Origin of the sequence: Nonomuraea sp. ZG12, assembly GCF_052068115.1 — a bacterium.
Taxonomy (GTDB): Bacteria; Actinomycetota; Actinomycetes; order Streptosporangiales; family Streptosporangiaceae; genus Nonomuraea.
Map to the genome: position 1 here is coordinate 1 of NZ_JBQHCW010000037.1, position 25,557 is coordinate 25,557.

The following is a 25,557-nucleotide window of genomic DNA, read 5'->3' on the forward strand; positions in this document are numbered from 1 at the left end:
CTGCTGCGGGCCGCGAGGTAGGCGGGTATGCCGCCCGGCGGCAGCTCGCGCTCCACGTACGCGACCACCCGGGCCGGCCCCGATCCGTCGGAGAAGTCGACCATGCCCATGACCGGCGCCGGAGCGCCGCCGCGGACGCTCCTCCGGGAGGATCTCATGGTCAGTACGTTGCTCACCCGACGCGCTCTCCTTCGTGCTCGGGCAGGTGCGGCTCCAGTCGGGCCCACGCGACGTCTGTCAGACAACCCCGCCCCACAGGGGGCGAACGATACACCGGTCGGCCCGTCACAAGGCCCGTCGGGCAGGCGGCTGCGCCCAGTGGGAGCTCTTCGGCGCGGCCGGCCGAAGGCAGGTCAAGCGTCCACGGCTCGTGAGGCGTACTGGCTGGCAGGGCGGGGCAGCCCGTAATGCGAGCGCAGGGTCGAGCCGTCGTACTCCGTCCGGAACAGGCCGCGGCGCCGCAGGATGGGCACCACCTCGTCGGCGAACAGGTCGAAGCCGCCGTTCAGGTACGGCGGCATCACGTTGAAGCCGTCGGCCGCCCCGCCCTCGAACCACTCCTGCATGCGGTCGGCGATCTGCTCGGGCGTCCCGGCGGTCACCCAGTGCCCGCGCGCTCCGGCCAGCTGGTGCAGGAGCTGCCGGATCGTCGGCTGCTCCCTGTCGATGATGTCCACCACCACCTGGAAGCGGCTGCCGTACCCGCGCTGCTCGTGCGTGGGCAGCTCCTCCCGGGGGACCGGCCCGTCCAGGTCGTACCCGGACAGGTCGATGCCGAGGAACTGGCGGAGCTGCTGGATGGAGTACTCGGGCTGGGTCAGCTCGTTGAACTCCTCCCGCAGCGCCAGGGCCTCGGCCTCGGTGGAGGCGATGAACGGGCTGATCCCCGGCAGCACCTTGACCAGGCCGGGATCGCGGCCGGCCGCCTTGACCCTGGACTTCACGTCGGCGTAGAAGTCGCGGGCGTTGGCCAGCGTCTGGTGCGCCGTGAAGATCGCTTCGGCGTGGCGGGCGGCGAAGGCCTTGCCGTCCTCCGACGAGCCCGCCTGCACGTACACGGGCCTGCCCTGCGGGATGCGCGGCGTGTTCAGCGGGCCCCGGACGTGCAGCCGTTCCCCGGAATGGTCGATCGGATGAATTTTCGTATCATCGGCGAAGATGCCGGATTCCTGGTCGATGACCAGCGCGTCGTCCTCCCAGCTGTCCCACAACGCCGTCACCACCTCGACGAACTCGTCCGCCCTGGCGTACCGCGAGGCGTGCGCAGGATGCTCGTCGAGCCCGAAGTTCTGGGCCGCCTGCGGCGAGCCGGTGGTCACGATGTTCCAGCCGGCCCGGCCCCGGCTGAGGTGGTCGAGCGAGGCGAACAGCCTGGCAAGGTTGTACGGCTCCAGGTAGGTGGTGGAGGCGGTGGCGATCAGCCCGATGTGGCTGGTGGCCGCCGCGATGGCGGACAGCCAGGTGAACGGTTCCAGCCGGAAGCGGCTGGCGTACCGGACGTTGTCCGGCAGCGAGGGCCCGTCGGCGAAGAAGACCGCGTCGAACGTGGCCGCCTCGGCCCGCCGGGCGAGCTCCTGGTAGTAGGTGATGTCGAGCACCCGGTGCGGCTCGGCTCCGTGATAGCGCCAGGCGGCCTCGTGGTGCCCGGCCGGGTAGATGAAAAGGTTCAGATGGAGCTGTGTCACGCGCCTTCTCCTGTCACGCCGAGGGCCAGCAGCAAATCGGTACTGATGTCGGTGGTGCTCGTGCCCGGCCCGAGCCGCCGCTCGGCGGCGATCCGGCCGGAGTCCAGCACCAGGACGCGGTCCGCCAAGGCGATCGCCTCGTCCACGTCGTGAGTGACCAGCAGCACGGCGGGGCGATGCCGCTCGACCAGGCGGCGCAGCAGCCCGTGCATCTTGATCCTGGTCAGCGCGTCGAGCGCGCCGAAGGGCTCGTCGGCGAGCAGCAGCCGCGGCTCGCGTACCAGGGATCGGGCCAGCGCCACCCGCTGCTGCTCGCCGCCGGACAGCTCGCTCGGCCAGGCCCGCTCGCGCCCGGCGAGGCCGACCTCCGCCAGGCTCTCCCGGCCTCGCCGGGCGCCCGCGTCCAGGCCGAGGATGACGTTGCCGAGCACCCGCTGCCAGGGCAGCAGGCGGGCGTCCTGGAAGACGACCGACACCTGCGCGGGCACCTCCACCAGCCCGTCCCCGGCCACGTCGTCGTCCAGCCCGGCCAGGGCGCGCAGCAGAGTGCTCTTGCCCGATCCGCTCCGGCCGAGCAGCGCCACGAACTCGCCCGGCGCGATCTCCAGATCGAGGTGGTCCAGGATGAGGCGGTCGCCGTAGCGGCGCGTCAGTCCCTGTACGCGGGTCAGCTCGCCAACGTCCGTCGCCATGACAGCGCCCTCCTCTCCACCAGCCGGACGGCGGCGTCGGAGAAGAGGCCGAGCAGGCCGTACAGGACGATGCCCACCAAGATCACGTCAGTCTGCCCGTACGTCCGCGCCAGGTCCATCATGTAGCCGATGCCGGTGGTGGAGTTGATCAGCTCGGCCACCACCAGGTACAGCCAGGCGGTCATGACGGCGAACCGCATGCCGAGCAGGAACCCCGGCAGCGCGCCGGGCAGGACCACCTTGCGGACGAACGCCCCACGGCGCAGATCCACGGTCTCGGCCAGCTCGACGTAGCGGCTCTCGATGCCGCGCAGCCCGTTGTGCGTGTGGATGTAGATCGGCACCAGCACGCCGAGGATGATGACGGTCACCTTCATCACCTCGCCGATGCCCAGCCACAGGATCAGCAGCGGCATCATCGCGAGCGCCGGGATGGCCCGCTTGATCTGGATCGGCCCGTCGATCACGGCCTCACCCCAGCGGCTCAGCCCGGACACCAGCGCGAGCAGCGTGCCGAGCGGGACGCCGATGGCCAGCCCCAGCCCGACGCGCTGGACCGACGCCAGCAGGTGCTCCTGCAGCCGGCCGCTCGCCACCAGCTCGCCCGCGGTGGTGACCACGGTCCACGGCGGCGACAGGAACCGGGGGTCCAGCAGTCCCGAGGCCGAGGCCCCGGCCCAGAAGGCGAGCAGCAGGACCGGCCCCACCAGGAAGCCGCCCCTGATCGGGCGGCGCGGCCGCAGGCGACGGCGGCGGCTCCGCGCCCGTGCGGGCGCCACGGGGCGAGCGGTGACGAGCGTCATGACGTACCCTCCTTGATCGCGTCCGCGCCGACCGTCCGGTAGCGCAGTTCGTAAAGGTCCACGGCCTTGACGGCCTCGTTGCCGGTCTCCTTGGCGAGGATGTCGATGGTCTCCTGGTGCCTGGCGATGACCTGGGACCAGTCGGCGGGGATATCCGGCTCGCCCGCCAGGTCGACCAGGTAGCGGCCGTCCTCGGCGGACAGGCCCTGGTCCTTGACGTAGTAGCCCTCGATCCACTCCTCCGGATGCTCGTAGACCCAGGCGGAGGCCCGCGCCCAGGCCGCGACGAACTCGCGGATCGCGGCGGCCTTGGCGGGATCCTGGAGCGTGACGGTCCGCACGTACAGATGGGCCGGATCGTCACGCAGGCCGTGGCGGAGGGTCGTGGCGCCGTCCCGGCCGAACTTGGAGACGTACCGCTTGATGTTGACGCCCCCGATCGGCGCCACGTCCACCTGCTTTGACGCCAGCGCGTTCGGGTAGACGTCGCCGGTGCTCGGCAGCTCCACCAGAGTGACGTCGTCCTTGGTGAGCCCGGCCCGGGTGAGCACCCGGAGCACCAGCGCGCCCTGCGCCTGGCCGGGGCTGTAGGCGATCCGCTTGCCCCGCAGGTCGGCGAGGGTCCTGACGGTCACGCCCGGCGCGATGCCCAGCTCGTAGGTCGGATGGTCGAGCGGGTCCTTGCGGAACCGGGCGGCGACGATCTTCACGGGCAGGCCGGTCCAGGTCGCGTGCAGCGGCGGGATGTCGGCGACGGCGCCGACGTCCAGCGCGTCGGCTCTGAACGCCTCGGTGGTCAGCGGGCCGCCGCTGATGTTGGCCCACTCGATGTCGAACGAGAACGTGTCGATCTCACCGGAGAGTTCGAGCGCCACCTTCGTCGGCGGATCACCGATGATCAGTTTGGTGCCCCGGGGGACGGAGGCGGGCAGCGCCGCGTCCGCCGCGAGCACCGGCTCGCCCGCGTCCCGCCCTTCACCTCCGGCGCACGCGGCCAGGCAGGCGAGCAGGAGTACAGCGAGTGCTGGTCGTAACAGCGAGACAGGCATCCGACATGACCCTTCGACGAGCGACGAGATCAACCCCGCACTCACGATAGGCATGCTGGTGAAGCTAAAGCAATATTTCCTACCTGTTTTCTAGGTAATAGCCTCGCTGAGATGACGGACCAGCCGCCGGGCCGGTCAGCTCAGCAGCTTGCGGGCCGCCTCCTCGATCTCTTCCTCCGACAGCAGCACATGGTTCGCCGCGGCGCCGAGCGGGATGAAGCTGTCGGCCGAGGTGACGCGGGCGATCTTGCCCTGGAACCCCGCGTCGACGAGCTCGGCGATGACGCCTTCGGAGACGCCGCCGTTGTGCCGGGTCTCGTCGGCGATCAGCACCTTGCCCGTCAGCTCCGCCGCCCGTACCAGGTCATCCACCGGCAGCGGCGCCAGCCAGCGCAGGTCGAGCACCCGGCAGCTGACCCCCTCCTGGGTGAGCCGGACGGCCGCGCGCAGGCTCATCCGCAGCCCGTTGCCGAACGTCACGATCGTCAGGTCGCGCCCGTCGCCGTAGGAGCGGGCGCGGCCGATCGGGACGTGCGTCTCCGGCCAGCGCGCGGGCGGCGCGTACGGGGCCAGCCAGCCGCCGTCGCCCGAGTCGAACAGGTCCTTGGTGTGGTACAGCGCGATCGGCTCCAGGAACACGCAGACCGAGCCCTCGGTACGGGCCGCCGCCAGGCAGGTGCGGAGCATGGCCGAGGCGTCGTCCGGGCGTGACGGCGCGGCGACGACCAGCCCCGGGATGTCACGCAGCGCGCCGACGGCGTTGTCGTTGTGGAAGTGGCCGCCGAACCCCTTCTGGTAGGCCAGGCCCGCCACCCGCACCACCAGCGGGTTGGGGAAGGCGCCCTGGGAGAAGAACCTCAGCGTGGCCGCCTCGCCGCGGATCTGGTCCAGCGCGTTGTGCAGGTAGGCCAGATACTGGATCTCCGGCACCGGCAGCAGCTTCGACACCCCCGCGCCGAGCGCCAGCCCGAGGATGGACTGCTCGTCGAGGAGCGTGTCGAAGACCCGGCCCCCGCCGAACCGCTTCTGCAAGCCCCGGGTGACGCCGTAGACGCCGCCCTTCTTGGCGACGTCCTCGCCGAAGACCATCATCTCTGGGTAGACGGCCAGCGCGTCGGCGAGCGTGCGGTTGATCGACTGGGCGAGCGTCATCGGCTCTTCCGTCTCGGGCAGCGTGCCCGCGAACGCCTTCGTCCTGATGGCGCTCTCCGCCGCGACCGGGCTGATCTTGGCGATCAGGTCGGTACGGCGTGGCGCGATCGGCTCCATGACCTCCTTGGCGGAGGCCAGACGCGGAGTGCGGGTGGTCTCCAGCGCGATGCGCAGTACGTGTTCGCGCGACAGTTCGTACCGCTTGAGCAGCTCTTCCGGCGTGCTCAGCCCGGCCTCCACCAGCAGCCGGGCGGACCCCAGCAGCGGGTCGCGCGCCAGGTCGGCGCGGATCTCCCGCTGGGTGCGATAGGCCGCCTCGACGTCGGAGCCGGCGTGACCCATCAGCCGCACGGTGGACAGGTGCAGGAACGCGGGGGAGCGGCTGGTGCGCACGTACGCGACGGCGCGCAGGGCCGTGTCGTAGACGTCGGCCAGCTCGCAGCCGTCGGCGGAGAAGTATTCGATGCCGGGCCGGCGGGCGGCCGCTTCCACCCAGCCCCTGGGCGTGCGGACGCTGATGCCGATGCCGTTGTCCTCGCACACGAACAGGATCGGCAGTGGCTGCCCCTGGTGGGTGGCGTAGGCGGCGGTGTTGAAGCCCGTCAGCGCCGAGGCGTGGTTGATCGAGGCGTCACCGAAACTGCAGACCGTGATCGCGTCGTCCGGCCAGGCCGCCGCGGTGTCGAGCGCGCGGGCCCGTTCGATGGCGAAGGCCACCCCGACGGCCCGCGGCAGGTGGCTGGCGATCGTGGAGGTCTGCGGGATGACCGCCAAGTCGGGATGGCCGAACACCTTGTGCCGCCCGCCCGCGATGGGCTCCTCCGCCGAGGCGGTCAGGCCCAGCAGGACGTCGCGGATGCCCTGCTCGGCCAGCCGTCCCGCCTGCTCAGACCGGGTCAGGTAGAAGGCGCCCGAGCGGTAGTGGAGCAGGGCCGGGTCGTCGGGCCGCAGCGCGGCGGCGACGGCCGCGTTGCCCTCGTGCCCGGCCGAGCCGATCGTGTAGAAGCCCAGATCCTGCTCACGCAGCCACCGGGCGGCGATGTCGAGCAGCCGGCTGTCGAGCTGACGCTGGTAGAGCGTACGGCACTGCTCGCCGGTGAGAGTGGTCCCCTCGCGGACGGGACCCTCGGGATCTCGAACCGCGCCCGTCTCAAGAGCGGCCACCGCTTGAACGAAATGAGTCTCAACTGTGTCGCGCGCCACAGTGCCGATTATGTCTGCAGTCGGCTCTCCCGTCTGCCAGTCGGCGGGGAGATGTTCTGGACCGGTCCTTTTGACCAAACTCTTTGACAGATTGTCAGAATTGAGAACTTTGGACCTTGGTGCGGCGTCTACTGGGACGAAACACGTGGCACCCTCAATGCCGCGTTGAAACCACTGGGGTGTCCAGAAAGGAAACCCGTATGTTACAACGCATCCGTGTAGTCACCGTCGCGCTCGCGATGGGCGCCGGGGCCCTGGCCCTGACGCCGCCCGCGTCGGCGGAAGTCCAGGTCGCGGCACCGGAGATCTCCAAGGTCCGGATGAGCCCGGCATCGCCGATCGTCGTCTCCGGCAAGGCCGTCACGGCGACGTTCACGTTCTTCGCCAAGGACGCGACCAGCGCAGAGTTCCAGCTCAAGGCGCCCGGCCAGACGGGCGTCTTCACTCCGGTGAACGTCGCCGCCGGGGCGAAGCGAGGCGACTGGACCCGGTTCACCGCCACCAAGTCCCTCGACGCCGGTGCGGCCGGCACCTGGAACTTCCTCGCCATCGCCAAGGGCGACGGCGAGGCCTCCACCAAGGGCACCTTCGAGGTCAAGAAGGAGCTCCCCACCACCAAGATCGTCGAGTTCGACGCCAACCCCGACCGCGTCGACGCGGGAGACGGCATCCGGGTCTCCGGCCGGCTCGAACTCGACGACAAGGGTTACAGCGGGCAGAAGGTCACCATCACCTTCCGCGACCGGGGCACCGACGCCTACCGGCACGTCACCGACGTGACCTCCGGCCGCAACGGCTGGTTCGCCGCCAGGGTGCACGCCGAGAGCACCGGATGGTGGCGGGCCGAGTTCGCCGCCACCTCCGCGGCCGGCGGCTCGGTCAGCGACACCGACCGGGTCAGCGTCAGGGCCCGGGACCGGGACAGCCGCATCACCGGCTTCGACGCTCGCCCTGAGCCCGTCACCAAGGGCGACAGGCTCAGCTTCACCGGCACCCTGAGCACCGACGACCGCGCCCTGCCCGGTCAGCGCGTCACCATCCGGTTCAAGGCGCACGGCTCACGGCACTGGCAGTACGTCACCAATGACGTGACCAACCGGCACGGTCGCTTCTGGGTCTCCACCACGGCCGAGGAGTCCGGCTGGTGGCGGGCCGACTTCCGCGGCGCCCGCGGCGTCGACGGCTCGGTGAGCCGCCCCAACTGGGTCCGGGTCACCGAACCGCCGGAGAAGTCGGACAGCCGGATCATCGGCTTCAACGCCTCCCCGGAGCCGGTCGAGCGGGGTGACCGCCTGCGGATCTGGGCGGCGCTGCAGGTCGACGACGACGGCGACTGGGACGGCCAGCGGGGCAAGGTCCGGCTGTACTTCAAGGCCAACGGCTCCGACACCTACCGGTACGTCAAGTCCACCTGGTCCGGCGAGAGCGGCAGGCTCTTCACCACGGTCAGGGCCTGGGACTCCGGCAGGTGGAGGTTCGTCTACGGCGGCGACGAGGACACCAACGGGGACACCAGCCGCTCGGACTACGTCCGCGTGAGCCGCTGATCCCGTAAACCGAGGAGGCCCGGGACGAAACTGTCCCGGGCCTCCGTCACGTCTAGTTGACCCGATCGGCGGGCGCCGTCGCTCCAAGACTCAGCAGCATGCTCTTGATCTCGCCGAGCTGGCCATCCACCTGCGTGAACCGCTGGTCCATCTGGGTGAACCGCTGGTCCATCTGCGCAAGTCGCTGGTCTACCTGCTCGAACCGCGCATCGGTCTGAGCGCTGAGCTGGTTGAATCGCGCATCGATCTTGTCAAGGAGGTTGTTGGCGACCGCGTCCACCCGCTCGTGAAGAGTGGTGAAACGTGCTGCGATTGTCGTATCAGGCACGCCGCTTACTGTACGAGACTCAAGAGCGGCGAGCCTGACCTCATGGTCGCTCACTTGAGCTTGTAGACCGAACACGGGGGGTTCCTTTCCAGGAGAGGTGATGCCGCCATGCATCGGGAAAGTTACCTTCCGTGAAGACCTTGCCGCATTCGAACACGAGACCTTTGTTGGCGCTCCAACCAGGAGGGTCTAGTCGGCGCGTCTGAACTGGGCGATCCCCACGCCCAGCAGCACCGCTCCCAGCGCCGCGACCAGCCCGAGCTCCACCGGAATCGGCACCTGCCAGCCGAACCACTGCACCCCCGGGTTGAGCGTCGCGTTCACCGCCGGCGGCACGTCCAGGGTCGCGAAGACCGCCTGCCGCATCGGGTCCACCGCGTACGTCATCGGGTTGACGACGGTCAGCACGTGCAGCCACGACGGCAGGTTGGCCAGCGGGAACATCGCCCCCGACAGGAACATCATCGGCATGATCGCCATCTGCATCAGCCCGAAGAAGGTCTGCATGTTCTTCATCCGGGCCGCGAGCATCACGCCGAAGGCGGTGATCGTGAACGCCGCCAGGAACATCTCGCCCAGCAGCGTGAGCATCAGGACGGGGGAGTAGGGGACGCCCACCAGCCCGGCCATGGCGAGGATGATGACGCCCTGCCCGGTGGCGACGATCGCGCCGCCGAGGCACTTGCCCACCACGATCGCGGCGCGCGAGACCGGCGCCACGAGCATCTCGCGCAGGAAGCCGAACTCGCGGTCCCACACGATCGACCCGGCGGAGAACATCCCCGTCATGATCACCGTCATCGAGATCATGCCGGGGTACATGAACGTACGGAAGTCCACCCCCGGGATCGACCCCTGCACCAGCGAGCCCAGCCCGGTGCCCATGACGAACAGCCAGAGCACCGGCTGCAGCAGCATCGACATCATGCGGGTGCGGTCGCTGAGGAAGCGCAGCATCTCCCGGTGCAGCACCACCTTGACCGCGCGCAGGTCGTGACCGGCGCTGCGGGCGGGCACCCGCACCCTGATCGCCTCCGTGGTCATGGTCATCGCCTCGCCATCGTGCGCATCCACGCCATGCTGTCGTCGCCGGCCTCGGCGTCGCGGATCGTGGAACCGGTGTAGGACATGAACACGTCGTCCAGCGAGGGACGTGACACGCTCACCGCGGTGATGGGCATGCCGAGCTCGGCGAACAGCCGTGGCACGAACTCCTCGCCCGAGGCCACCGCGAAGGTCACGGCGCCTTCGTGCACGGCGGCCTCCAGACCGAACCGGTCGCGCAGCGCCGTGATCGCGGCCTCGTCGTCACGGGTGTGGATCTGCACCCGGTCCTTGCCGACGCTGGCCTTGAGCTTCTCGGGGGAGTCGATGACCACCACCTCGCCGTGGTCGATGATCGCGATCCGGTCGCAGTACTCGGCCTCGTCCATGTAGTGGGTGGTCATGAAGATGGTGATGTCCTCGCTGATCCGGAGCTGGTTGATGTAGCCCCAGATGGCCGCGCGGGTCTGCGGGTCGAGCCCGACGGTCGGCTCGTCCAGGAACAGCACCCGGGGCGAGTGCAGCAGACCGCGGGCGATCTCCAGCCGCCGCTTCATGCCGCCGGAGAACGTCATCACCTTGGCGTCCTTGCGGTCCCAGAGCGCGACCATCTCCATGACCTGCCGGATCCGGTCGCCGACGATGGCCTTGGGCACGCCGTACAGCTCGGCGTGGAAGCGCAGGTTCTGCTCGGCGCTGAGGTAGCCGTCGAGCGTCGGGTCCTGGAAGACCAGACCGATGTTGCGGCGGACCTCGTCGCGCTCCTTGACCACGTCGTGCCCGGCGACCGTGGCGGTGCCGCCGGTCGGGTTCACCAGCGTGCAGAGCATGCTGATGGTGGTGGTCTTGCCCGCGCCGTTCGGCCCGAGGAAGCCGAACACCTCTCCCGGCGCCACCTCAAGGTTCACGCCCTTGACGGCCTCGATCTTCCCGTACGTCTTGCGTAACCTGTCGACGGCCACAGCCGTTTCGGTGCTCATTCAATCCTCCGCCAGAATCTGGAACACGGACTTCCGGGTCTGCGTGAGCAGTTTCTTGGCCTCGGCGACCTGCTGGTCGTTGGCCGTCCGGGCCAGGTGCACGAAGGCCTCGCCCAGTTGCGCCCACAGCAGGCGCAGCTCATGGCGGTCCTCCGGCACGGTGCGGGCCACCTCGTCCCAGGGCGCCTCGCGGCCGAGGTGGCGGGCGGCCTCCTCGGCGCCCCGCTCGGTCAGCCGGTAGGTGCGGCTGCCGCCGCCGTCGTCGCAGAGGACCAGGCCCTCGTCCTCGAGCTGCTGGAGCGCGGGGTAGACCGAACCGGGGCTGGGGCGCCAGACGCCGCGGCTGCGGACCTCGATGTCCTGGATCATCTGATAGCCGTTCCTGGGCCCCTCGCCGAGCAGGCTCAGCAGGGCGGCGCGGACGTCCCCGCGCCGCACCCTCGGCGAGCCGTCCAGGTCCGGGGCCATGGGAGGCATCGGCGGGAACGGGGCCGGCGGCTCCTGCCACCTTCGGGGGTCGCGCATGCTGTCACCTCTCACCTATCGAGATAGGTGAAAGATATATCTAGATAGTAGGCACGACAAGACGCTTTCGGCGGATCGGCCGGATGTTAGCGGGCGTTAACTGAGGCCTCGATCGCGGCCCGCGCCATGGCGTGCAGGAGCGGCCGCATGTCCTGCGGCGGCAGTTCGCCGGCGCTGTGCGGAGTGGAGTTGAGCAGGCCGAAGATCGCGTGGGTGGCCGCGCGCAGACGTGCGGGCGGGCACGACGGGTGCAGCTCCGCCAGGACGGTCACCCACTCCTCGACGTACAGGCGCTGCAGCCGCCTGATCTGCCGCCGCTCGCGCTCGGGCACGTTGCCGAGCTCCCGGTCGTGCACGGTGATCAGCGCCGGCTGCTCCAGCGCGAAGGTGATCTGCACGTGCAGCAGCGCGTCGAGCGTCTCGCCCGGCCCGCGCGCCGTGGTGGCGACCGCGACCGCCGACTCGCGCAGCCGCGAGCTGATGTCCAGGAGCATCTCGGCCAGCAGCGCGTCCTTGCCGCTGAAGTGCCGGTAGAGCGCCGGGCCCGAGATCCCGACGGCGCCCCCGATGTCCTCGATCGAGACGCCGTGGAAGCCGCGCGCGGCGAACAGGCTCGCGGCGGCCGCCAGGATCTCCGCACGCCTGTTGCCGCGATTTCGGGTAGGTGCCTGGGCAGTGGTCACGTCTCACATGCTAGACGGTTACGTTAATGATGGCTAACATCGTGGCCATGATGAGAGGGGACACATGAGCGACTGGCCGGTGCTGAAGTCGGCCGCCGACCGTGCGAGCGAGGCCTTCAAGCGCAACGCCGAGCTCAACGAGCGGCTCGCCGCCGACCTCCTCGAACGCCTCGCCACCGCCGCACTCGGCGGCCCCGAGCGCTCGCGGCTGCGCCACGTCGAGCGCGGCAAGCTGCTGCCGCGCGACCGCGTCGACGGCCTGCTGGACCCCGGCTCGCGCTTCCTGGAGCTGTCGCCGCTGGCCGCCAACGGGCTCTACGACGACCAGGCGCCCGCCGCCGGCATCATCACCGGCGTCGGCAGGATCTCCGGCCGCGAGTGCGTGGTGGTGGCCAACGACGCCACCGTCAAGGGCGGCACCTACTACCCGATCACCGTCAAGAAGCATTTGCGCGCCCAGGAGGTGGCGCTGCACAACCACCTGCCGTGCGTCTACCTCGTCGACTCCGGCGGCGCCTTCCTCCCCAGGCAGGACGAGGTCTTCCCCGACCGCGAGCACTTCGGCCGCATCTTCTACAACCAGGCCACGATGTCGGCGCGCGGCATCCCGCAGATCGCCGCCGTGCTCGGCTCCTGCACAGCCGGCGGCGCGTACGTGCCCGCCATGAGCGACGAGGCCGTCATCGTACGAGATCAGGGCACGATCTTCCTGGGCGGTCCGCCGCTGGTGAAGGCGGCCACCGGCGAGGAGGTCACGGCCGAGGAGCTCGGCGGCGGCGACCTGCACGCGCGCGTCAGCGGCGTCACCGACCACCTCGCCGAGGACGACCCGCACGCGCTGGCCATCGTCCGCGACATCGTCTCCACGCTGGCCCCCCGCGCCGCGCGCCCCTGGGACACGACCGAACCCGAGCCGCCCGCGTACGACCCGCGCGACCTCTACGGGATCGTCCCCGCCGACACCCGGCAGCCGTACGACGTGCGCGAGGTCATCGCGCGGCTGGTCGACGGCTCGCGGTTCCTGGAGTTCAAGGCCGAGTACGGCGCCACGCTCGTCACCGGCTTCGCCCGGCTGCACGGCCACCCGGTGGGGATCGTCGCCAACAACGGCATCCTGTTCAGCGAGTCGGCGATGAAGGGCGCGCACTTCATCGAGCTGTGCGACCAGCGGCGGATCCCGCTGGTGTTCCTGCAGAACATCAGCGGCTTCATGGTCGGCAAGGCCTACGAGGCGGGCGGCATCGCCAAGCACGGCGCCAAGATGGTCACCGCCGTGTCGTGCGCGCGGGTGCCCAAGCTGACCGTGATGATCGGCGGATCGTTCGGGGCGGGCAACTACGCCATGGCCGGGCGCGCCTACTCGCCCCGGTTCCTGTGGATGTGGCCGAACGCGCGCATCTCCGTCATGGGCGGCGAGCAGGCGGCGAACGTCCTGACCACGGTGGGCGACGCGGACGCCGACGCGATCCGGGCCCAGTACGAGCACCAGGGCAACCCGTACTACTCCACGGCCAGGCTCTGGGACGACGGCGTGATCGACCCGCTCGACACCCGCACGGTCCTCGGCCTCGCCCTCTCCGCGGCGGCCAACGCCCCGCTCGACCCCATCGGCTACGGCGTCTACCGGATGTGACGGTGCACATGGCTCACTCACCCAGCGCGCCCTTCGAGCGCGTGCTCGTCGCCAACCGGGGCGAGATCGCGGTGCGGATCATCCGTACGTTGCGCACACTCGGCATCACCTCGGTGGCCGTGCACACCGCCTCGGACGCCGGGGCCCGGCACGTCGTGGCGGCCGACCTCGCCTATCAGATCACGAATTATCTGGATATTTCGGCAATTGTGGAGGTGGCCGGGGCGGCCGGGGCGCGGGCCGTGCATCCGGGGTACGGGTTCCTGGCGGAGAACGCCCTGTTCGCTCGCCGGTGCGCCGAGGCCGGCCTGGTCTTCGTCGGCCCACCGGCCGGGGCCATCGAGGCCATGGGCGACAAGATCCGCGCCAAGGCCACGGTGTCGGCCGCGGGCGTCCCCGTCGTCCCCGGCGCCGCCGAGCCCGGCGACGACCTCACCACCTGGCGGCACTTCCCCGCGCTGATCAAACCGTCGGCCGGGGGCGGCGGCAAGGGCATGGCCCTGGTCACCTCGGCGGCCGACCTGCCCGACGCCCTGGAGTCCGCCCGCCGCACCGCGACCGCCGCCTTCGGCGACGGCACCCTGCTGATCGAGCGCTACATCGGCGACCCGCGCCACATCGAGATCCAGATCCTCGCCGACGGCCACGGCGGCGTCGTCCACCTCGGCGAACGCGAGTGCAGCCTGCAGCGGCGGCACCAGAAGATCATCGAGGAGTCCCCGTCCCCCTTCGTGGACGCCGTGACCCGCGAGCGCATGGGCTCCGCCGCCGTCGAAGCGGCCCGCGCCGTCGGCTACACCGGCGCGGGCACGGTCGAGTTCATCGTCGACGGCGCCACGGGCGCCTACCACTTCATGGAGATGAACACCCGCCTCCAGGTCGAACACCCGGTCACCGAGCTCGTCACCGGCCTGGACCTGGTCGCCCTCCAACTCCACGTCGCCGCCGGCCGCCCCCTCCCCTTCACCCAGGACGAGGTACGCCTGACGGGCCACGCCGTCGAAGCCCGCATCTACGCCGAAGACCCCGCCCGAACCTTCCTCCCCACCGGCGGCCGCATCCTCACCCTCCACGAACCCCCCTCCACCGCCCACCCAGCCCCCCGAGCCACCCTCCCCCCGACGCCACCTACAGGTCCGGCTCCTGCGGATTCGTCACCAGCAAGCGCGGGCCCTACGGCGTCTGAGGGGCCGGGGTCGGCTTCTCCCGGCGCCGCGTCGGCGGGAGGGGGTGCGGGGGAGGCCGGCGCTTCGTACGGGGCTCAGCCGTTCGTACGGGTGGACTCCGGGCTCGTCGAAGGCGGGGTCGTGGGGAGCGAGTTCGACCCCATGCTGTCCAAGGTCATCGCCTGGGCCCCCGACCGGGCGACCGCCCTGAGGACCCTGGACCGGGCCCTGGGCGAGACGACCATCCTCGGCGTCACCACCAACATCCCGTTCCTGCGATCGCTGCTCACCCACCAGGCCGTACAGGCAGGCGAGCTGGACACCGGCCTGGTGGAACGCATCCTCCCCGACCTGCTCCCCACCACGGCCGTGCCCGATGAGGTCCTGGCCACCGCCGCGCTCGTCTTCCACGACACCCCCAAGGGCGGCGACCCGTGGGACATCGCCGACGGCTGGCGCGTCGGCCCGCCGGCCTGGACCGCCTACCGCCTGGAGTCGCGGGACGGCGTACACGAAGTCCGGGTGCGCGGCCTGCCAAGAGAGTCGGCCGAGGTCCGTACGCCAGAGACCGGTACGGCAGAGGTCCGCACGCCAGAGGTCCGTCCGGTAGCAGCGGCTGGGAGGGGGGTCGCCGCGAGCTTGCGCGCGGCAGGGCGCGGGCTCGCCGTCACCCTGGGCGGCCGGACCGAGAGGTACGCCTGGGCGCGGGACGGCGAGACCCTGTGGCTCGGTAAGGACGGTCACACCTGGGCGCTGACGCGGCACCGCATCGGCGACCCGGGCGACCGGCCGGGCGCGGCGGGGAGTGGGGACGGCGTCGTCAGGAGCCCCATGCCGGGCACCGTTCTGGTCGTCAAGGCCCAGGTGGGCGACCTGGTCGGCGAAGGGCAGCCGCTGCTGATCGTGGAGGCGATGAAGATGGAGCACACCGTCACCGCCCCGCGCGACGGCCTCGTCACGGAGCTGCCCGTGCAGGCGGGTCAGCCCGTGGACATGGACGCCGTACTGGCCATGGTGACGAGCACAGTGAGCAGCGAGGAGGCGTGATGAGCAGGTCGTATCCGATGCGGGACCTTCCGCATCAGGTCACCGTCCACGAGGTGGGCCCGCGCGACGGGCTGCAGAACGAGGCGGCGATCGTGCCCGTGGAGGTGAAGGCGGAGTTCGTCGACCGGCTCGCCGACGCGGGGCACAAGGTGATCGAGACGACCAGTTTCGTGCACCCCCGCTGGGTGCCTCAGCTCGCCGACGCCGAGGAGCTGCTGTCCAGGTTGCACCGCCGGCCGGGCGTCCGCTACCCCGTGCTGGTGCCGAACGCGCGCGGCCTGGAACGTGCCCTGGAGCACGGCGTGGACGAGATCGCGGTCTTCGCCAGCGCCACCGAGACGTTCGCCGCCAAGAACCTGAACCGGAGCCTGGAGAGCCAGTTCGAGATGTTCGAGCCGGTGGTCGCCAGGGCGCTGGAGGCCGGGATGCGGGTGCGCGCGTACGTGTCGATGTGCTTCGGCGACCCGTGGGAGGGGGACACGCCGATCCCGCAGGTCGTGGCGGTCGGCGAGCGGCTGCTCGGCCTGGGCTGCTACCAGCTCTCGCTCGGCGACACCATCGGCGTCGGCACCCCCGGGCACGTGACCGCCCTGATCGAGGCGTTCGGCTCACCGGACCGGCTGGCGGTGCACTTCCACGACACCTACGGCCAGGCGCTCGGCAACACGCTGGCCGCGCTGCGGGCGGGGGTGACCACGGTGGACGCCTCCACAGGAGGCATCGGCGGCTGCCCCTACGCCGAGTCGGCCACCGGCAACCTCGCCACCGAGGACCTCGTCTGGATGCTGCGCGGGCTCGGCATCGATACCGGGCTCGACCTGGACAAACTTGTCACCACCAGCACCTGGTTGGCCGAGCGGCTGGGCCGGCCCAGCCCCTCCCGCGTCGTCCAGGCCCTCTCGAAAGGCTGACCGCTCATGCTGACCGCTGAACACGAAGAGCTGCGCAAGACCGTCGAGGCGTTCGCGCGTGACGTGGTCGCCCCGGTCATCGGGGACTTCTACGAGCGCGAGGAGTTCCCGTACGAGATCGTGCGTCAGATGGGCGCGATGGGGCTGTTCGGGCTGCCGATCCCGGAGGAGCACGGCGGCATGGGCGGCGACTACTTCGCGCTCTGCCTGGCGCTGGAGGAGCTGTCCAGGGTCGATTCGAGCGTGTCGATCACGCTGGAGGCGGCGGTGTCGCTCGGCGCGATGCCGATCCTGCGGTTCGGCACCGACGACCAGCGTGCGCGGTGGCTGCCCCGGCTGGCCTCCGGCGAGCTGCTCGGCGCCTTCGGCCTGACGGAGCCCGGCGGCGGCACCGACGTGCCGGGCGGCATGCGTACCACCGCCGTCCTGGACGGCGGCGAGTGGGTGATCAACGGCACCAAGGCGTTCATCACCAACTCGGGCACTGACATCACCGGCGTCGTCGGCGTGGCCGCGCTCACCGGCGAGCGGGAGATCTCCACGATCCTGGTGCCCGCCGGGACGCCCGGCTTCACCGTCTCCAAGAAGTACTCCAAGGTCGGCTGGAACGCCTCCGACACCCGCGAGCTGTCGTTCGCCGACTGCCGGGTGCCCGCCGCGAACCTGCTCGGCGAGCGCGGGCGCGGCTACGCGCAGTTCCTGCAGACGCTCGACGAGGGCCGCATCGCCATCGCCGCCGTCGGCGTCGGACTCGCGCAGGGCTGCGTGGACGAATGCCTCAAGTACGTCAGGGACAGGAAGGCGTTCGGTCACCCGATCGGCCACTACCAGGCCATCCAGTTCAAGATCGCCGACATGGAGGCCCGTACGCACACCGCGCGGCTGGCCTACTACCACGCCGCGGAGAGGATGCGCGCGGGCCTGCCGTTCAAGAAGGAGGCGGCGATCGCCAAGCTCGTCTCCTCCAACGCCGCCATGGACAACTCCCGCGAGGCCACGCAGATCTTCGGCGGCTACGGGTTCATGAACGAGTTCCCCGTCGGGCGCTTCTACCGTGACGCCAAGATCCTGGAGATCGGCGAGGGCACCAGCGAGGTCCAGCGGATGCTCATCGCCCGCCAGCTCGGCCTCGGCGATCTTTGACATCCTCCCCCGCCTGAAGACAGGGGATGCCAACGCCGGCTACCTCACGAGGAGGAGGTCGCGTTGAGGTTCGCGGTTCGTCGGCTCGCTCAACGGCGGGCCTCCCCGCGCGGACACGGCATACCCTGCCGCGTGTTCGATGTTTCTGGCTGCGTTCACGTCGGCGTTGGCAGCGTATCCGCAGGACCGGCACCGGTAGGCGGCTTGGCTCTCGCGCGCCTGCCGGTCCACGATCCCGCACGCCGAGCAACGCTGACTCGTGTACGCAGGGTTGATCTTCACGACCCGGCCGGGAGCCTTGTGCTCCAGTCGCGCCACGAGCCGGCCCCACCCGTTGGCGAGGATGCCCCGGTTCAGGCCCGCCTTCTGCCGGACGTTGCGGCCCGGCGCGTCGATGCTGCCCCTGGCCGAGCGGGTCAGGTTAGTGATCTTGAGGTCTTCGACGGCGATCACGTCGAAGCGGCGGGCCAGATCGGTGCTGGTCCTCTCCACCCAGTCCTTGCGCCGATCCCTCTCCCGGGCCTTCAGCCTCGCGATGGCCACCTTCACCCTGCCACGCCGGTGCGACCCACGCTCGGCCCGCGCCAGCGTGCGCGACAGGCGCAGCAACTGGGCCTTCTCAATGTCGCGGAGCGCAGGGGCGCTGAGCAGTTCGCCGGTGGACAGCGCCGCCGACACGGTCACGCCCCGGTCCAGCCCACCACCTCGCCCGCACCGGGTGCGGGGACGGGTTCCGGGATCGCGGCGAACGCGACATGCCAGCGGCCGGAGGTGTATCCATGCTGTAGGTGTTCGGTGAGCTCTTTGCGATCTGTACGAACTTCCATGCGTCTCGCCGGGCGATGTTGAGCCATCCGTGAATGGGATTAATGCCTAATGTGAAAGCTTCTAGACATCTCACACCATGATGCAGTATATAAGACGTGGCCGTAATGTGGAGATGTTGAGGTGGCCAGTGTCCGGTAAGACCTCCAGCAGTGCATTTCGTCATACGTGGGGATGAAGCTTATGAAACCGGACAGATGGGACCTTACTCAGATAATTGGCCTTGGAGGTGCCTTAGTTGGATATCTGGGGCTCGGGGTGGCTATCTGGAACATAGCGGGGCAGGTGTTGCCCCTTGTCGTCTACGTTCTCCTGGTCTTCGTCGGGGTGATGGGGGTTCGCATATACGGTGGCCAGAAAGAGCTGAAATATCTTGAGAATAAGTGTGCGGAATTGACCGAGCTGTCGCAGCAGTCGGCGGATCTGACTCACTTGGCTTATGGGTTGTCCGCGAGTATCTCATACCTGGCCGGAGAGCCCAGGGGGGATTATTCCCATCATTATACGCAAGTCATCGAAGAGTACGCTATTCATGGCGATGATGGCACGTACATTTGGACGCTGCGCGGATATAATGCCACGTCTAAGCCATCCGAGAAAATAGGTGTGAAGTTCATAGGGGATCGGCCCATGTCGGCCCAGGCGCTGGACATAACGGTCGTTGACTTGCTTCAGCCCGAGAATGATCTCAAAGTGGAGCTGGTCACAGATCTTCCCCACTATAAATCTATTGCGGTCTTCTTCGGCTCGTCTCTTCCGCCGCAGGGCGAGTTCGCTCTGAAGATAAGCTGCAGATGGAACGAGACGTTCACGAGGGAGAGGCGGTTCGACTATGTGATGTTCGTCATGGGGGTCGTGGCCGCCAGAGGCGTCGATCGCATGACCGGAAGGCTGATATGTGACCTTCCCATAGTGGATTTCAGGCTTGAGGAATGCAGCCATAATGGCCTCCTTCCTGCCGCTGTTCAACCGCATCAAGTGGATTCGACATCTCATCGGACCATCCTCGAATGGCATGCTCGAGACCCGAAGAGCATGTATCTTCTGCGGTTCCATAAAGGGCTGTCGCCGCTTCGGCGGCTTGAGGACCAACTGCCCGGCTGAGACAGCCGGAGCCGACACCCTGGCGGCACGGGCTCGGCGGCCCGGGAGGCCGGTCACCGAGGGGCTCCTCTCTACCCTCCCGTCGCCTGCTGCCAGGATCAGAGGGGACCATCCCCCACTGGGCGATTCACTGAGAATCCTCGACACTCGGTGAACGGCGATTGGACTGGTGATGGAGCACGATCTAGGGTCATACGTCATGACGGCTGACGACCTTGTCATCAGGAAGGCCGAGAAGGCGGACGCGGACGCGGTGTTCGCGTTGGCGCGTGAGTTCGGGCTGACCTTCAGGCCCGAGCGCGAAGCCTTCGACGAGGCGTTGCCGATATTGCTGCAGGACGAGGACACCCTGCTGATCGCTGCCGTGGCCGACGGGCGGGTCCAGGGTTACCTGCTCGGCAACGTGCACCTCACGCTGTTCGCCAATGGGCCGGTCGCCTGGGTGGAGGAGGCCATGGTGCAGACGGGGGCCCGCAGGCAGGGGATCGGGCGGGCGCTGCTGGAGGAGTTCGAGAAGTGGGCCCGCTCCCGCGATGCCCGGTATGTGGGGATGGCGACGCGGCGGGCGCCCGAGTTCTACCACGCGCTGGGCTACGAGGCGTCGGCGACGTTCTTCCGCAAGGTGCTGCGCTGATCCTGTCGTAGGAGGGTGGCATCCTTGGGTGCGTGAGCATCCATACGGTGAGTCCCCTGTTCGTCGGGCGTGCCCGCGAGCTGGGCGTGCTCGACGCCGCGCTCGACGGGGCGCGGGCCGGGACGGCCTCCACCGTGCTCGTGGGGGGCGAGGCGGGAGTCGGCAAGACGCGCCTGGTCGGCGAGCTGGCCGAACGTGCCGGTGACGCCCTGGTGCTCGTCGGCGGATGTCTGGAGCTGGGCACCGAGGGGTTGCCGTTCGCGCCGTTCACCGCCGTGCTGCGCGGTCTCGTACGCACCTTCGGGCGTGACGGCGTCGCCGGCCTCGTGCCGGGAGGCACGACCCGCGGGCTGGCGCGGCTGCTGCCCGAGTTCGGCGAGCCCGACCACGACGGGGCCGAGGCGCGGGCGCGGCTGTTCGAGCAGGTGCTCGGGCTGCTGGAGCGGCTGACCGAGGACCAGCCGGTCGTGCTGATCGTCGAGGACGCCCACTGGGCCGACCGATCCACCCGTGACCTGCTGTCCTTCCTGGTCCGCTACCAGCGCGGCGACGCCCGCCTGCTGATCGTCGTCACCTACCGCGCCGACGAGCTGCACCGCGCGCACCCGCTGCGCCCGCTGCTGGCCGAGCTCGGGCGGGTCGGCTGGGTCACCAGGCTGGAGCTCGGCAGGCTCACCCGCAGGGAGGTCCTGGAGCAGGCGGCGAGCATCCTGCGGCGCGAGCCGTCCGCCGTGGACATGGACCGGATCTACGCCCGCAGCGAAGGCAACCCGCTGTTCGTCGAGGCGCTGCTCGGCGAGGTGAGCGGCGGCGGCACCCTGCCCGAGTCACTGCGCGACCTGTTGCTGGCGAGCGTGGAGCGGCTGCCCGAGGGCACCCAGGAGCTGCTGCGGGTGGCCAGCGTGGGCGGCCAGCGGATCGAGCATGACCTGCTGTCGGCGGTCGCCGGGCTCGACGAGAGCGCGCTGGCGCACGCGCTGCGCCCGGCCGTGGCGGGCAACGTGCTCGTCGTCGACGGCGAGGGCTACTCCTTCCGGCACGCGCTGATCCGCGAGGCCCTCCACGACGACCTGCTGCCGGGCGAGCACACCCGCCTGCACACCAGGTTCGCCGAGGCGCTCGAGCACGACCTGTCGATCCTGCCCGTGCCGCGCGGCGCCGTCGAGCTGGCCCACCACTGGCATTCCGCCCGCGACACCACCTGGGCGCTCATCAGCGCCTGGCACGCCGCCGCGGCGGCCCGCAGGTCGACCGCCTACGACGCGCAGTTCGGGATGCTGTCCAGAGTGCTGGAGCTGTGGGACCGCGTGCCCGACGCCGAGGCGCGCATCGGCGCCGGGCACGCCACCGTGCTGCGCCAGACTTCCGTCGTCGCCTACCTCGCCGGTGAGTACGACCGCGGCGTGGCCCTGGCCTCCGCCGCCCTCGCCGAGATCGACCGGGTCGCGGAGCCGGCCGCCGCCGCCCGCGTGCTGCGTCAGCGCGGCCTCGTCCGCTACGACCTGAGCCGCCCCGGCTATGTCGACGACCTGCGGGAGGCGGCATCCCTGGTCCCGGCCGACCCGCCGAGCAGGCTCCGCGGCCAGGTCCTCGAATCGCTCTCGCGCATGCTCCACCAGCCCGAGCAGCTCGCCGAGAAGATCGCCACCGCGCAGCAGGCCATCGACATCGGCCGCGCGGTCGGCGACGCCGCCACCCACGCGCACGCGCTGATCAGCCTCACCTGGGCGCGCTGCCGCTACTCCCAGATCGACTCCCACCGCGACGGATTCGCCGAGGCGCGGCGCATCGCGGGCCAGGCCGACGCCTACAACGCGGTGATGCGCGGCGCCATCTCCGAGTCCGACGTGCTCGAAGGCGCCGGCCGGCACGAGCAGGCGGCCCAGGTCGCCCGCGACGGCATCACCCTGGCCCAGCGCTACGGCCTGGCCCGCACCTCCGGCACCTTCCTGTCGGTCAACCTGGCGGAGCCGCTGGTGTCGCTCGGCCGCTGGGACGAGGCGCTGGAGGTGGTGGAGCACGCCCTCGACCTCGTGCCGCCGCCCCCGCACCAGGCCAGCCTGCAGGGCTTGGCCACCGACATCGCGCTCGCCCGCGGCCTGCTCGACCGCGCCGAGACGCTGCTGGCCGCCTCCCGGGGCGTGCTGTCCCGCGGCAAGTTCCGCGAGCAGACCGCGCTGCCGCACACCCGCAGGGAGATCCACCTCCTGCAGGCCCACGGCCGGCTCGACGAGGCCCGCGAAGCGGCGGCCCGCGCGCTGCGCGAGCACGACCTCACGGCCGACCCGCGCTACTCCTGGGCCCTGCTGGTCTACCTGGCCGAGCTCGGCGGCCCCCTCCTGCCGGAGCTCCGCTCGATCGCCGGGTGGCTCGACGTCGAAGGCGCCCTGCAACACGCCCAACGCCTCGCCTTCACGGCCCTGACCGGCTGGGAGGCGGCGGACGCGCCCGACCCGGGCGGGCGGCCTGAGCGTGATCGCGACAGGGTGTCCGGTGCCGACGGGATGGCTCCTGACGAGGCTGAGACGGCGAGCCGGCGCCTCAAGGCGTGGGACCGGGCCGCGGCGGCCTGGGCCGCTCTCCACCAGCCCTACGGTGAAGCCAGGGCCCTGACAGGCGCGGCGCACTCGGCACACGCCTGCGGTGACCGGCAGGGGGCCACCTTACGGCTGACCAGGGCCCGGGAGCTCGCCGAGCGGCTCGGCGCCGCACCCCTCCTGGAGCAGCTCGACGTCTTCGCCCGCCGCGCCAGGATCGCCCTGACGGACGGCGTCGCCCCCAACGGCCTGCCGCTCGGTCTCACGGCCCGGGAGCTGGAGGTCCTGCGGGAGGTCGCCCGCGGCCGCAGCAACCGGGAGATCGCCGGGGAGCTGTTCATCTCGGTGAAGACGGTCAGCGTCCACGTGTCCAACATCCTGGCCAAGCTCGCCGTCACCTCCCGGGGCGAGGCCGCCGCCAAGGCCCACGCCATGCGACTGTTCGACGAGTGACGGTTACGCGCCGACCCCGTGACACCCGTTCCGGTGGGTCAGCCGGTCAGCTGGGCCTCTAGACGGTAGCCGTCCACGGTCACGTACACCTGGTCGCCGGGGCGGGCGTTGAGGCGCATGAGGACGGGCTGCAGGGAGTCGAAGACCGGCTGGTGACCCTGCCATACCAGGACGATGGCGTTGTCGCCGGGGCCGGTGACCGAGAGCAGGGTGCCGGGGCGCATGCCGAGTTGGGTGGCGTAGCCCTCGGGGACGGGGACGGGGCCGCCGCGGAGGTACTCAGGGGTGACGTCGATGCGCTGCCAGCGGCGGGGATCCGACGACGGGCTGGGGAGCGGGGGCGGCGGGGTGGAGGGGGCGCCCGCGAGTACGGAGGGGCGGCCGCCTGACCCTGACAGGGCGGAGAGGGTGGCGAGCGCGGCCGTGGGGTCGATGGTGGCGGCCGACGCCGCGGGGATGGGCTGGCCGCCTCTGTGGTGGTGGCCGTTCGCGCCGGGGGTGCGGCGCGGGAGCGGCTGGGGAGGGGCGGAGGAGGCGACGGGGTCGGGTACGGCCTCGGCGGGAAGGGCGTCGAGCCAGGCCTTGGCCGAGTGGGCGCGGATGCCGAGCTCGGTCATCAGCGCCACTACGTCGGCGTCCGGCGGGGCGGCGGCCAGGAGCTGCCTGGTACGGGCCTGGAGGCCGTGGATGTCGCCGATGGCGAGCCAGCCGTCCTGCAGACGGCGGTCCGGCATCAGCGTGACGAGCACCCGCCACAGCGGGGTGCGCAGCGACGGCACCATCACCGGGTGGGCCGGGTCGGCACCGATCAGCTGGTCCTGGGTGGCGGCCGCGCCGAGCCACTCGGTGAGCCGGAACATGTGGCCGGTGACGGGCGCGGACTCCGAGGAGCGCAGCCAGTTCAGCACGCGTTCCTCGGCCGTCCGCTGGGCCTGGGAGAGCACGTCCCGGTCGACGAGCATCTTGTGCGCGAGGGTGCGCAGGCTGATCGGGTCCTCGGCGAACAGGCGGTGCACCGCGACGGACAGCTCCAGCTTGTTGAGGCTGCGGAAGAGGTTGTCGACCACGCGGACCATCGCGTGGTCGGTCTCGCTGGGCGCCGGGGTGGCGGGGGCCGGGAGCGGGCCGGCGACGGCGGGCTCGGGCTGCGGGCGCTGGGGGAGCGGGGTGCCGTTCCCGCTCTGCGCGGGGAAGGAGCCGGTCTGGGGTTGCCGGGGTGCGCCGTTCTCGCCGACCGCGGGGAAGGAGCCGGTGCCGGGCGGGGGGCCGCCGGCGTTCGGGCGGTTGCCGCTCTGGGCGGCGAAGGTGCCGGTGCTCGGGTTCTTGTCGCCCGGCTCCGAGAAGAGCCCGTTGCCGGGGCGGTTGCCGCCGACCGCGGGGAAGGTGCCGGTGCCGGACCGGCTGTCGTTCGCCGCCGGGAAGGAGCCCGTGTTCGGGCGGTTGTCATTCGGCGCGGGGAACGAACCTGTGTCAGGGCGGTTCTCGCCTGCCGCAGGGAAGGGGCCGGTGCCGGGACGGCCCTCGCCCGGCGCGGGGAAGGGCCCCGTGCCGGGGCGGTTGTCCCGCTGGGCGGGGAAGGAGCCGGTGCTGGGACCACCGTCGCCGGGCGCGGGGAAGGGCCCGGTGCCGGGGCGGTTGTCCCGCTGGGCGGGGAAGGAGCCGGTGCCGGGGCGGTTGCCGCTCTGCGCGGCGAAGGTGCCGGTGGCGGGACCCGGGTCTCCGGGGGAGGGGAAGGCGTTCGCCGCCCGTTGCGGCACCCCTTCGCCCTGGGCGGGAACGGAACCCGGGGCCCGCTGCTCGCCCGGGAGGGGCCCCGGTGCCCGCTGTGGGGCTCCGTCGCCCTGGGCGGGGACGGCGGGGACGGCGGGGACGGCGGGGAAGGTGCCGGTGGTGGGGCGGCTCTGGCCGGGCAGCGGGCCGCGTTGCGGCGGGCGGCCGGTCTCGGGCTGCACTGCCGCCTGTACGGCGCGGGCGGCGGACTCGGGCTGGGCGGAGATGTGGCCGAGCACCTCGCGGAACACCGAGCCGATCACCACCTCGGGCGTGGCCGCCGGGGTGCTCATGTCACCGGGGGACAGGCGGCGCAGGCGGTGCCAGCCGCCCAGGCCGGCGATGGCGGTCCTGGTGGCCTCGGGCCAGCCCGGCAGCGCCGGGTCGATGTGGTGGATCGTCAGCGCGGGCAGCACGTCGGCGAGCGGCAGATAGTCCCAGCGGGCGGTGGCCAGCAGGGCGAGCCGGTCGCAGATCCAGTCGAGCCCTGCGGTGCTGAGGGCCCGTGACAGGGGGAGCGAGGACCACCAGGCGGCCGGCAGCCGCGTGTCGGTCAGTGCCTCCGCCACCTGCTGGGGACGGCTCCAGCGCAGGGCAGGGACCAGGTCGCTCAGGCAGATCGATGACTCGACTTCCATCGGCG

At 70.7% G+C, this 25,557-nt stretch carries 20 protein-coding genes; 8 read left to right on the top strand and 12 right to left on the bottom strand.

Annotation, left to right across the window (positions count from 1 at the left end; translation table 11 throughout):
* Positions 1 to 353 precede the first annotated feature (353 nt).
* The 5 genes from ACTMTF_RS45665 to ACTMTF_RS45685 all read right to left on the bottom strand — a co-directional run bounded on the left by ACTMTF_RS45665 (position 354) and on the right by ACTMTF_RS45685 (position 6,545).
* On the bottom strand, positions 354 to 1,685 hold the full coding sequence (locus ACTMTF_RS45665) for an LLM class flavin-dependent oxidoreductase (RefSeq protein ID WP_441116347.1): 1,332 nt from the start codon (positions 1,683 to 1,685) through the stop codon (positions 354 to 356).
* Positions 1,682 to 2,377 (bottom strand): ABC transporter ATP-binding protein, encoded by a 696-nt coding sequence (locus tag ACTMTF_RS45670; protein ID WP_441116348.1) that lies wholly within the window; start codon positions 2,375 to 2,377, stop codon positions 1,682 to 1,684. Before ACTMTF_RS45670 ends, ACTMTF_RS45665 begins: the two co-directional genes overlap by 4 nt.
* A complete protein-coding gene (locus ACTMTF_RS45675; protein ID WP_397002191.1) occupies positions 2,353 to 3,180 on the bottom strand; it encodes an ABC transporter permease in 828 nt (275 codons plus the stop codon). Before ACTMTF_RS45675 ends, ACTMTF_RS45670 begins: the two co-directional genes overlap by 25 nt.
* Positions 3,177 to 4,229, bottom strand: a complete 1,053-nt coding sequence (locus tag ACTMTF_RS45680; protein WP_441116349.1) for an ABC transporter substrate-binding protein — start codon at positions 4,227 to 4,229, stop codon at positions 3,177 to 3,179. Before ACTMTF_RS45680 ends, ACTMTF_RS45675 begins: the two co-directional genes overlap by 4 nt.
* 135 nt (positions 4,230 to 4,364) lie before the next feature.
* Positions 4,365 to 6,545 carry a thiamine pyrophosphate-dependent enzyme gene (locus ACTMTF_RS45685; protein WP_441116350.1) on the bottom strand — a complete coding sequence of 727 codons (2,181 nt, stop codon included), beginning with the start codon at positions 6,543 to 6,545 and terminating at the stop codon, positions 4,365 to 4,367.
* A gap of 239 nt (positions 6,546 to 6,784) precedes the next feature.
* On the opposite strand from ACTMTF_RS45685, the gene ACTMTF_RS45690 reads away from it, so the two are divergent.
* Entirely contained in the window at positions 6,785 to 8,131 is a 1,347-nt protein-coding gene (locus ACTMTF_RS45690) for a hypothetical protein (RefSeq protein ID WP_441116351.1), read from the top strand.
* A 52-nt stretch (positions 8,132 to 8,183) separates the two neighbouring features.
* On the opposite strand, the gene ACTMTF_RS45695 is transcribed toward ACTMTF_RS45690, so the two are convergent.
* The 5 genes from ACTMTF_RS45695 to ACTMTF_RS45715 all read right to left on the bottom strand — a co-directional run bounded on the left by ACTMTF_RS45695 (position 8,184) and on the right by ACTMTF_RS45715 (position 11,691).
* A complete protein-coding gene (locus ACTMTF_RS45695; RefSeq protein WP_441116352.1) occupies positions 8,184 to 8,534 on the bottom strand; it encodes a hypothetical protein in 351 nt (116 codons plus the stop codon).
* Between the two features lie 114 nt (positions 8,535 to 8,648).
* Complete coding sequence (locus ACTMTF_RS45700) at positions 8,649 to 9,509, bottom strand: ABC transporter permease (protein ID WP_441116353.1); 861 nt, start codon at positions 9,507 to 9,509, stop codon at positions 8,649 to 8,651.
* Positions 9,506 to 10,483 carry an ATP-binding cassette domain-containing protein gene (locus ACTMTF_RS45705; RefSeq protein WP_441116354.1) on the bottom strand — a complete coding sequence of 326 codons (978 nt, stop codon included), beginning with the start codon at positions 10,481 to 10,483 and terminating at the stop codon, positions 9,506 to 9,508. The genes ACTMTF_RS45700 and ACTMTF_RS45705 overlap by 4 nt, the downstream gene beginning before the upstream one ends.
* Positions 10,484 to 11,008, bottom strand: a complete 525-nt coding sequence (locus ACTMTF_RS45710) for a PadR family transcriptional regulator (RefSeq protein WP_441116355.1) — start codon at positions 11,006 to 11,008, stop codon at positions 10,484 to 10,486. It lies immediately after the preceding gene.
* Positions 11,009 to 11,094: 86 nt separating this feature from the next.
* Positions 11,095 to 11,691, bottom strand: coding sequence for an SACE_7040 family transcriptional regulator (locus tag ACTMTF_RS45715; RefSeq protein WP_441116356.1), 597 nt, complete (start codon positions 11,689 to 11,691; stop codon positions 11,095 to 11,097).
* Between the two features lie 64 nt (positions 11,692 to 11,755).
* On the opposite strand from ACTMTF_RS45715, the gene ACTMTF_RS45720 reads away from it, so the two are divergent.
* Genes ACTMTF_RS45720 through ACTMTF_RS45735 form a run of 4 tightly spaced genes read left to right on the top strand, consistent with a single transcriptional unit; the run spans position 11,756 to position 17,591 of the window.
* Positions 11,756 to 13,324, top strand: coding sequence for a carboxyl transferase domain-containing protein (locus ACTMTF_RS45720; RefSeq protein ID WP_441116357.1), 1,569 nt, complete (start codon positions 11,756 to 11,758; stop codon positions 13,322 to 13,324).
* 8 nt (positions 13,325 to 13,332) lie between these two features.
* A complete protein-coding gene (locus ACTMTF_RS45725) occupies positions 13,333 to 15,537 on the top strand; it encodes an acetyl/propionyl/methylcrotonyl-CoA carboxylase subunit alpha (RefSeq protein ID WP_441116358.1) in 2,205 nt (734 codons plus the stop codon).
* Positions 15,537 to 16,448: a hydroxymethylglutaryl-CoA lyase gene (locus tag ACTMTF_RS45730; RefSeq protein ID WP_441116359.1), complete on the top strand. Its 912-nt coding sequence runs from the start codon at positions 15,537 to 15,539 to the stop codon at positions 16,446 to 16,448. The genes ACTMTF_RS45725 and ACTMTF_RS45730 overlap by 1 nt, the downstream gene beginning before the upstream one ends.
* Positions 16,449 to 16,454: 6 nt before the next feature.
* Positions 16,455 to 17,591 (top strand): acyl-CoA dehydrogenase family protein, encoded by a 1,137-nt coding sequence (locus ACTMTF_RS45735; RefSeq protein WP_441116360.1) that lies wholly within the window; start codon positions 16,455 to 16,457, stop codon positions 17,589 to 17,591.
* 39 nt (positions 17,592 to 17,630) lie between these two features.
* On the opposite strand, the gene ACTMTF_RS45740 is transcribed toward ACTMTF_RS45735, so the two are convergent.
* Complete coding sequence (locus tag ACTMTF_RS45740) at positions 17,631 to 18,458, bottom strand: RNA-guided endonuclease InsQ/TnpB family protein (RefSeq protein WP_441116399.1); 828 nt, start codon at positions 18,456 to 18,458, stop codon at positions 17,631 to 17,633.
* A gap of 132 nt (positions 18,459 to 18,590) precedes the next feature.
* Between ACTMTF_RS45740 and ACTMTF_RS45745 the strand changes: the two genes are divergently transcribed.
* The 3 genes from ACTMTF_RS45745 (at position 18,591) to ACTMTF_RS45755 (ending at position 23,144) form a co-directional block, all read left to right on the top strand.
* On the top strand, positions 18,591 to 19,520 hold the full coding sequence (locus ACTMTF_RS45745) for a hypothetical protein (protein WP_441116361.1): 930 nt from the start codon (positions 18,591 to 18,593) through the stop codon (positions 19,518 to 19,520).
* Between the two features lie 199 nt (positions 19,521 to 19,719).
* Positions 19,720 to 20,154, top strand: coding sequence for a GNAT family N-acetyltransferase (locus tag ACTMTF_RS45750; protein WP_441116362.1), 435 nt, complete (start codon positions 19,720 to 19,722; stop codon positions 20,152 to 20,154).
* A 32-nt stretch (positions 20,155 to 20,186) separates the two neighbouring features.
* Positions 20,187 to 23,144 carry a helix-turn-helix transcriptional regulator gene (locus tag ACTMTF_RS45755; protein ID WP_441116363.1) on the top strand — a complete coding sequence of 986 codons (2,958 nt, stop codon included), beginning with the start codon at positions 20,187 to 20,189 and terminating at the stop codon, positions 23,142 to 23,144.
* A 38-nt stretch (positions 23,145 to 23,182) separates the two neighbouring features.
* Here ACTMTF_RS45755 and ACTMTF_RS45760 read toward each other — a convergent pair whose 3' ends face one another.
* Positions 23,183 to 25,552 (bottom strand): hypothetical protein, encoded by a 2,370-nt coding sequence (locus ACTMTF_RS45760; protein ID WP_441116364.1) that lies wholly within the window; start codon positions 25,550 to 25,552, stop codon positions 23,183 to 23,185.
* Positions 25,553 to 25,557: the final 5 nt, after the last annotated feature.

Coding starts and splice junctions, on each gene's coding strand:
- ACTMTF_RS45700 (WP_441116353.1), bottom strand. CDS start 9,509: ATGACCATGACCACGGAGGCGATCAGGGTGCGGGTGCCCGCCCGCAGC.
- ACTMTF_RS45725 (WP_441116358.1), top strand. CDS start 13,333: ATGGCTCACTCACCCAGCGCGCCCTTCGAGCGCGTGCTCGTCGCCAAC.
- ACTMTF_RS45735 (WP_441116360.1), top strand. CDS start 16,455: ATGCTGACCGCTGAACACGAAGAGCTGCGCAAGACCGTCGAGGCGTTC.
- ACTMTF_RS45670 (WP_441116348.1), bottom strand. CDS start 2,377: ATGGCGACGGACGTTGGCGAGCTGACCCGCGTACAGGGACTGACGCGC.
- ACTMTF_RS45710 (WP_441116355.1), bottom strand. CDS start 11,008: ATGCGCGACCCCCGAAGGTGGCAGGAGCCGCCGGCCCCGTTCCCGCCG.
- ACTMTF_RS45680 (WP_441116349.1), bottom strand. CDS start 4,229: ATGCCTGTCTCGCTGTTACGACCAGCACTCGCTGTACTCCTGCTCGCC.
- ACTMTF_RS45690 (WP_441116351.1), top strand. CDS start 6,785: ATGTTACAACGCATCCGTGTAGTCACCGTCGCGCTCGCGATGGGCGCC.
- ACTMTF_RS45750 (WP_441116362.1), top strand. CDS start 19,720: ATGACGGCTGACGACCTTGTCATCAGGAAGGCCGAGAAGGCGGACGCG.
- ACTMTF_RS45760 (WP_441116364.1), bottom strand. CDS start 25,552: ATGGAAGTCGAGTCATCGATCTGCCTGAGCGACCTGGTCCCTGCCCTG.
- ACTMTF_RS45675 (WP_397002191.1), bottom strand. CDS start 3,180: ATGACGCTCGTCACCGCTCGCCCCGTGGCGCCCGCACGGGCGCGGAGC.
- ACTMTF_RS45720 (WP_441116357.1), top strand. CDS start 11,756: ATGAGCGACTGGCCGGTGCTGAAGTCGGCCGCCGACCGTGCGAGCGAG.
- ACTMTF_RS45745 (WP_441116361.1), top strand. CDS start 18,591: ATGAAGCTTATGAAACCGGACAGATGGGACCTTACTCAGATAATTGGC.
- ACTMTF_RS45705 (WP_441116354.1), bottom strand. CDS start 10,483: ATGAGCACCGAAACGGCTGTGGCCGTCGACAGGTTACGCAAGACGTAC.
- ACTMTF_RS45730 (WP_441116359.1), top strand. CDS start 15,537: ATGAGCAGGTCGTATCCGATGCGGGACCTTCCGCATCAGGTCACCGTC.